The 6,607-nt window shown below is 33.3% G+C and carries 6 protein-coding genes; 1 reads left to right on the top strand and 5 read right to left on the bottom strand.

Features of this window, described 5'->3' with window-relative positions; all coding sequences use genetic code 11:
• The 5 genes from V7138_RS17490 to V7138_RS17470 form a co-directional block, all read right to left on the bottom strand.
• A partial coding sequence (locus tag V7138_RS17490; protein WP_335399687.1) for a hypothetical protein occupies positions 1–260 on the bottom strand: 260 nt, incomplete at its 3' end.
• A 27-nt stretch (positions 261–287) separates the two neighbouring features.
• Positions 288–500: a helix-turn-helix transcriptional regulator gene (locus V7138_RS17485; RefSeq protein ID WP_438824372.1), complete on the bottom strand. Its 213-nt coding sequence runs from the start codon at positions 498–500 to the stop codon at positions 288–290.
• Positions 501–1,414: 914 nt separating this feature from the next.
• Positions 1,415–2,569 (bottom strand): Ger(x)C family spore germination protein, encoded by a 1,155-nt coding sequence (locus V7138_RS17480; protein ID WP_335399686.1) that lies wholly within the window; start codon positions 2,567–2,569, stop codon positions 1,415–1,417.
• Between the two features lie 29 nt (positions 2,570–2,598).
• Positions 2,599–4,158, bottom strand: a complete 1,560-nt coding sequence (locus V7138_RS17475) for a spore germination protein (RefSeq protein ID WP_335399684.1) — start codon at positions 4,156–4,158, stop codon at positions 2,599–2,601.
• A gap of 31 nt (positions 4,159–4,189) precedes the next feature.
• A complete protein-coding gene (locus tag V7138_RS17470) occupies positions 4,190–5,284 on the bottom strand; it encodes a GerAB/ArcD/ProY family transporter (RefSeq protein ID WP_335399682.1) in 1,095 nt (364 codons plus the stop codon).
• 716 nt (positions 5,285–6,000) lie between these two features.
• Between V7138_RS17470 and V7138_RS17465 the strand changes: the two genes are divergently transcribed.
• Positions 6,001–6,144 (top strand): YkyB family protein, encoded by a 144-nt coding sequence (locus V7138_RS17465; protein ID WP_335399680.1) that lies wholly within the window; start codon positions 6,001–6,003, stop codon positions 6,142–6,144.
• Positions 6,145–6,607 lie beyond the last annotated feature (463 nt).

Genomic DNA, 6,607 nt, shown 5'->3' with positions numbered 1-6,607 from the left:
GAATATAATAAGTAAATAAATAACAATAGATTTGCAATGGAGAAGGTTTGAAACGACGCTATTTTAATATTGTTATTAACTCTTTCATCGTATTCAATTTCATCACTAGCTTTGTGTTTCTGCACACGTAACCATTTTGCACTCCCTACCCCAATAAGAAGCCCAACAATTATCCCCCATTGTATTTGTCCTGTAATCAGGTACACAATCCCAAAACCTACTACTGAACCAATTATTACTAGTAGAAAATTAGCTCGCATTGGTTTCATCCACTCCTTTATAGTTGGTTATTCCTCTGCCCAAAATAATTCATCAATGGGACGTTCTAAATACCTACTGATGAGTAAACAAACTTTAATGGTTGGATTATATTTCTGTGCTTCGATTAAATTCATAGTCTGTCGTGTCACTCCGACTAATTTTGCCAATTCAATTTGAGTTAAATTACCTTTTTCAATGCGGGCAAGTTTTACTTTATTTTTAACAGATATATCTTTCAAATCTTTTCATCACCCCTTTATACCTCCAAGTAAATAGTAACATATATTTTACATTTTAAACATATATTTTACATTATTATTATAAAAATAACTACACCCTAGAAGAATGTAGTTTATCTAAAACGTAAATTGATTATTAAATGTTATATAATTATTGATGGCTTACACTATAATTCGAATACCAACATTTGTATTTCTTCTTCAACTATCCTGCTTCGTTAGTTTAAGTGAAAAACTTCACATTATAGAGTGTATTATTCTACAATTTTTCTTATAATCCTCTCTATTTTAATATGATTAGGTACTTAGAATCGGTGTTCTATGAACTCCACGGCTTTCCTTTAATTACCTCTTTTGTCTATATATTTTCACTGGGTGGATTCATAGTTGCTAGATAAATAAATTTACTAAGCAGGAGTTATCAAGAATCTTGATACTAAGTACTATACTTGTCCTTATAAAAAGAACAAATTTTGAAATAATTTAAGCAAAGTAACCGCCAAATAACACCCTTGTTTGGAGGGTGTTTCAAATCTAGAACTTTAATTACTTTTTACAGTACTTAAACAGGTTCTTCTTAATAAATTTTGTTTTTGTAATAATCACTCCATGTTTATCTTCTTATAAAAATAGTTAGGTCTTTTAGTAGTTCAGGTAATGGATTTAGGTTGCTTTCACTCCGGATGAACTTTCCAAATAGACTTGAACAATGATTCATGTTAAAAAAATGATTTGATAACCAATACGATACTTAATGCGAATCCTATTAGGATAAGAAATGAAAAAACGACTAATTCTTTTATTTCTTTTTTCTTCACTAATCGCCTTGCTTCCCAAGAAAAGAGTGCAACAAATATGAGGGTCAAGATAAATATTTTTAACATTTACAAATTCCTACTTACTATATATTGATGTTATTTAATTAATCCAATGCTTCTAATGAAAACCTTTGGCTGAATGGCAACCTCCACTTGTGAAAATTCCTGTTCCCAATTCTGTTTATATTTTAAATTCCATTCCTTTGGATATTTTTTATAGACAGCTTGTCCAAATCCAAATATATCTGACTGGAAATCTTTTTGGGCAATATCTATTACCATTTGTATTCTTTCCTTAATATCAGATTCAACATCTTTTTGTAGGCTTTCGATTACTTTTGGGTCATCTAGTTTTAACTTTGAATCATTTTCCATGACAGTCATATCTGAGATTACATTAACTGTGATTGCTATTTTATCATGTTCCATGTTTGGAATAATTTTTACTTCTGCTTTTGTAATATCTATACTAATATATCCATCCCCTTCTTCCTTAGGGATTTCAATCGTAATAACTCCTTTTTCCATTTCATTGCGAAGCCATAAAATTCCCCGAGTTTTAGCTTTATCTATCCATCCCACTAGTTTATCCCCTTTAAACACGGCAGTTCCATTAAGAACTTGTCCCTTCCCTGAATCATTTTTCTCGTCTCCTTCTAGTGATGTTAGTGCAAACTCTGGCGCAAATGGTTCCATTCCATCCGTAAGAAGCATGTTTAAAAAATCATTCACAAAAATAGATAGCCCAACACTTAGTTTTACAAGCTCTTTCGTTTCCTCTGCAGAAACACTTTCTAATTTCGGAATTTCTTTAAGTACTTCAGTTGCTTCTCCTTTTGTAAACATAATAAAACTGTTGATACGAGGTTCATGATATCTTGAATGAAAATCAATAATATTTGCAACACCCTTTCTTGCTAAATCCTCTCCGATTAATAAAACCCTACTTTGTGCAAAAAAGATACGTCTTGAAGTCTTCATTTGTAGGTTTCGGTAAGCTTCAGATACGGTGTTTCCGGTCTCTGAAATGATATATGTACTATTATTGCTACTACCTCCACCGCTTCCTCCAGTGGGTCCTAATTTTGATGGAATGGCCACTTGGAGTGATAAACGAATCTGATCGTCTTTAATTAGGTCTAATCCAATTGCAGTAATAATGGCAATATCGTTCACCTCTAGGCGGTCCCAACAGCCTGTTAGCAAATGAATTGTAAATACCACTATTAGCAGCATTCTCATTTTTTTCATTTATGCTTCTCCGTCCTTTCCTTCACAAATCAGTATTTTCGAAAGCGAACGCCTAAACGCCTTATATTCCTTTTTCCAGTTTGTTCTGGACGTTGATCCATTTTCCACCAGGGAACTCGTATGAATATATCCTTCATATTATTTAAATTAAACGGAGAAACCGGCGACAAATAGGGAACACCAAAGGAACGAAGCTGAACAAGATGAACTAAAATAAAAAAGACTCCAAGGAAGATGCCATAAAATCCTAACGTTCCAGCTAAAAAAATCATAAAAAAACGAAGGAGTCGAATTGCTCCTGTCAATGGATAATTTGGAAACATAAATGAGGCAATTCCTGTTGTCGACACGACAATTACTAATGGAGCGGAGACAATCCCTGCCTCAACAGCTGCTTGCCCAATGACCAGGGCACCCACAATGCTTACCGTCGATCCAATTGGTCTAGGTAATCGCAGGCCAGCCTCACGTAATGCTTCAAATGTAATTTCCATTAACAATGCCTCAATAACTGCTGGAAACGGCACCTTTTCCCTTGATGCCGCGACACTGAACAGAAGGTTTGTTGGCAATAGTTCTTGATGAAATGTTGTCACGGCAATATAAATAGCGGGAAACATCAACGCGATCAATAAGAATAAATATCGGATTAATCGAATAAAAGAGGTCATGATAAATCTTCCATAATAATCTTCTGGAGAATTCATCATTCCAAAAAAAGTAACCGGAACAATAAGTGCAAATGGACTATTATCAACAATAACTGCAACCTTTCCTTCTAGAAGGTTGCCAACAACTCTATCAGGACGTTCTGTTTGCAATACTTGCGGAAATACAGAGTAAGGAGTATCCTCAATAAATTCTACAATGTACCCACTATCCTCAATCGCATCGATATCAATTTGTCTTAATCTAGTACGAACTTCTTCAACGATTGAATGTTGTGCTGTATTTTCAAGATAAGTGATGATTACCTCCGTTTTCGAAAGCCTACCTATTTGCATACTTTCTAGTTTTAGTTTTGTGGTTTTTAAACGTCTTCGAATCATGCTTGCATTCGTTCTGATATTTTCGGTAAACCCTTCTCTCGGTCCTATGACAACCGCTTCTGATATAGGTTCACTAACAGATCGTTGCTCCCATGATTGTTCACCTATAAAAATTGCTTTATTTATACCATTAATGAGTAGTACCGTACTCCCAATCAAAATTTGATCAATCACTGCTTGGATTGTTTCACCTTGTTTTACGTCAGCTGAACTTAACTGTTCTAAAACGTAATCTATTTTTAGCTCTGATTGCTGCACAATTGCTTGGTTATTCTTTATCAAGGGATTGATAACATGTAATTCTATTTTTTCTAAATCCACAAGTCCATCTAGATAAATAATCATCGCATAACAGAGGTTATCAATCTCAAATTCCCGGAAAGTAAAATCGGCGGTTCCTTCAAAAAGTTTCTTAATTTTAGTACCATTTTCTTGAAGGCTTTCCGATAAAACATCAACCTCATTTTGATCCTGACCTATTTCTAGATGATCAATTTGTATATTAGGAACATCTTTATTTTTTTTCCTAAGAATCTTCATATTTACACCTTCCATACCTGTGAACCGGCTATTATAACTCTATTTTTTTGCGGATAAACGCAATACATAAGAACAGGATTGGTAAAATGATTTGTAATAAAGTATGTACATATGGAACATAAAGCTTGAATCCTATATCTATATGTTCTACATAGCTTGTTGCGCTTATGAGAGATAATGGTGTAATGATCGTTGCAAGACCAATCATTACTGAGCGAGATTGTTTTAAGTTGAATAGCTGAGAAATCCCAACCATTGCTCCAAATGTAAATCCTCCGACCTTAAAAAAGACTCCTGAAACCATCATTAGTATAACAAGTGCATCAAAACGTTCGAGAAAATCTGCAACTGAAACCAATTGGACAGCTACAAGAAAATTAAAATAATCTATTTTATAAATTTCTGGACCAACTACAGATATCACCATAATAGTGTTGATTGTTAACAATATTCCACCTAGTACAATGGTGTACATTCCTATCTTCCTTATATTATGCTTCTTACCCAAAAATGGGAAAAACATCATAATAACTATCGTTTCACCAAACGGGAAGTTTATAGAATTTGGAATTGCCTTTTTTGAAAATGAACGAACACCATCTCCAAGAATAGGGGTAACATTATTAATATTAAATTGTTCAACAGTTAACAAAAGAAGCCAAATTATTATGAGTGAAAAAATATAAATAGGAAACACAATTTCCGCCATACGACCTAATGCCTCTATTCCGCTCCCTAGACAATAAATCATTAAGATCATAAAACTTCCAATTACGACTATAATTGGGGTTTCGGTTAATATGGTAGAGACAATCAAATCCCCTAATTCTCTACACGCCCTTGCAGCTGAATATGTAAAGTGCAATATGTACAAGAAAATCACAGGGTAAGAAAGATATTTCCCAATAATCTTCGGAATCATTTGAACCAACGTGTCACCCTGATAGTAGATTGATAATTGAGTAAAAATAGCCATTAGGATGAGACCGCCTAATAACCCTACAACTGGAAATAACCATGCATCCTGCTTAACCTCTGCACCTAACCCCAGAATAATCGCTGTACCTAATACATAGCCAATCATCAAATATATAAGCTGGATATCACTGATTTTTTCCTTCTTCATCAACCTCCCCCCTTTTAGGTGATAAAAACAATATAGCCGTGTATAGCTATTCTTTATGAGAATCTCATTATTACTATTTTCCTACTTTTGACATGCTATACTCTATAATGGTGAAATCAAAAATTTTAATGGCGAAACATGGTATTATTAAGTCCGTTTATGGTATTTTTATTATTTTTCTATGGGCCGATTGGGAATGTAAAGATTTATACCTTAACTAGTAGAATAGCGACAAAAGTATCGTATTTTTAACAGCGCTCGACAATTAGCCAGAATAGTTAAACTAAAAGATAGACAAAAAAGATGAACCCATGATTTAGTTCATCTTTCAACAACATTACTTCACCGTTGGCGTTAATTGAAATCTTTCACAATAAAATCTGTATTATTCTCTAACCTTTCTAATAATCCTTCCTGTTTCTAGGAGCGGGTTATTAAGTATATTGTATTTTTAAGAAGACACCTTCTAATAAGTTGTTCCCAGCTTCTACCACTTTTATTAGTTTATCTAATGCATTTTATTTATGGTCAGTTTTATCCAACTTCCATCTCTTCTTATCGCAAATTCCGACAAATATTTACACATAGTGTGATGAACTTAACAGAAAGTTAACCTTTATTGATGTATATTGTTAGATATAAAACCTGCATTGAATCCACATCATCAGATTACCTCGTTATCAAACTCATTAATAACCTAAAGGAGCTCGTTGTCCATGTTATTTTCAATCGAACAAATTGCAGCAGCAATCCACGTCATTAACAAATATGCAAAAGTACCAAGAGAATTTGACGATTTTCACCAAATGAAAGATGAGATTCTAAAAAAATTAATTAGAAAAAGACTAGCAAAAAAATAGGATTGGACAATTACAAAAATGTTCGAAATGGTGAATGTCGAGTTCTTACTACCGTTCAGGTCGGATCCTTTTACTTTCACACAGCCCCATCAGATAAAGATTTAAAAAACTACATTTTTTAAAACATAGCAAAAGGCTTCGAAACCCCAATGTACATATGGATATTAAAGTTGCAAGATATATAATCCTCACTTACCATAAAAACTATCATTCCAACTATATGCTTTCTAATATTTATAAACCAACACAAAAAATTCAACCTTATCATACTAAAAATGCACCAGCCAATAACAGAAGAATTTCACATGAAATGAGAGGAACTTCTCAATGGTTTTTACATTAATATTTGCTTTTAAAACGGACTTTAATTTGCTTTTGCTTGCAATAAAATAATTTATTGCATTTAAAAAATGTTATGAATGGCAGTATCATTCATGAATATAAAAAGAGCCTAAAAAATGCA

Origin of the sequence: Bacillus sp. JJ1533 (assembly GCF_036965045.1) — a bacterium.
Taxonomy (GTDB): domain Bacteria; phylum Bacillota; class Bacilli; order Bacillales; family Bacillaceae_L; genus Ferdinandcohnia.
This window is presented reverse-complemented; position numbering and strand designations above follow the sequence as displayed.

Excerpts from the sequence above, each read along its gene's own strand:
- V7138_RS17480 (WP_335399686.1), bottom strand. The coding sequence starts at position 2,569 with ATGAAAAAAATGAGAATGCTGCTAATAGTGGTATTTACAATTCATTTG.
- V7138_RS17475 (WP_335399684.1), bottom strand. The coding sequence starts at position 4,158 with ATGAAGATTCTTAGGAAAAAAAATAAAGATGTTCCTAATATACAAATT.
- V7138_RS17470 (WP_335399682.1), bottom strand. The coding sequence starts at position 5,284 with ATGAAGAAGGAAAAAATCAGTGATATCCAGCTTATATATTTGATGATT.
- V7138_RS17465 (WP_335399680.1), top strand. The coding sequence starts at position 6,001 with ATGTTATTTTCAATCGAACAAATTGCAGCAGCAATCCACGTCATTAAC.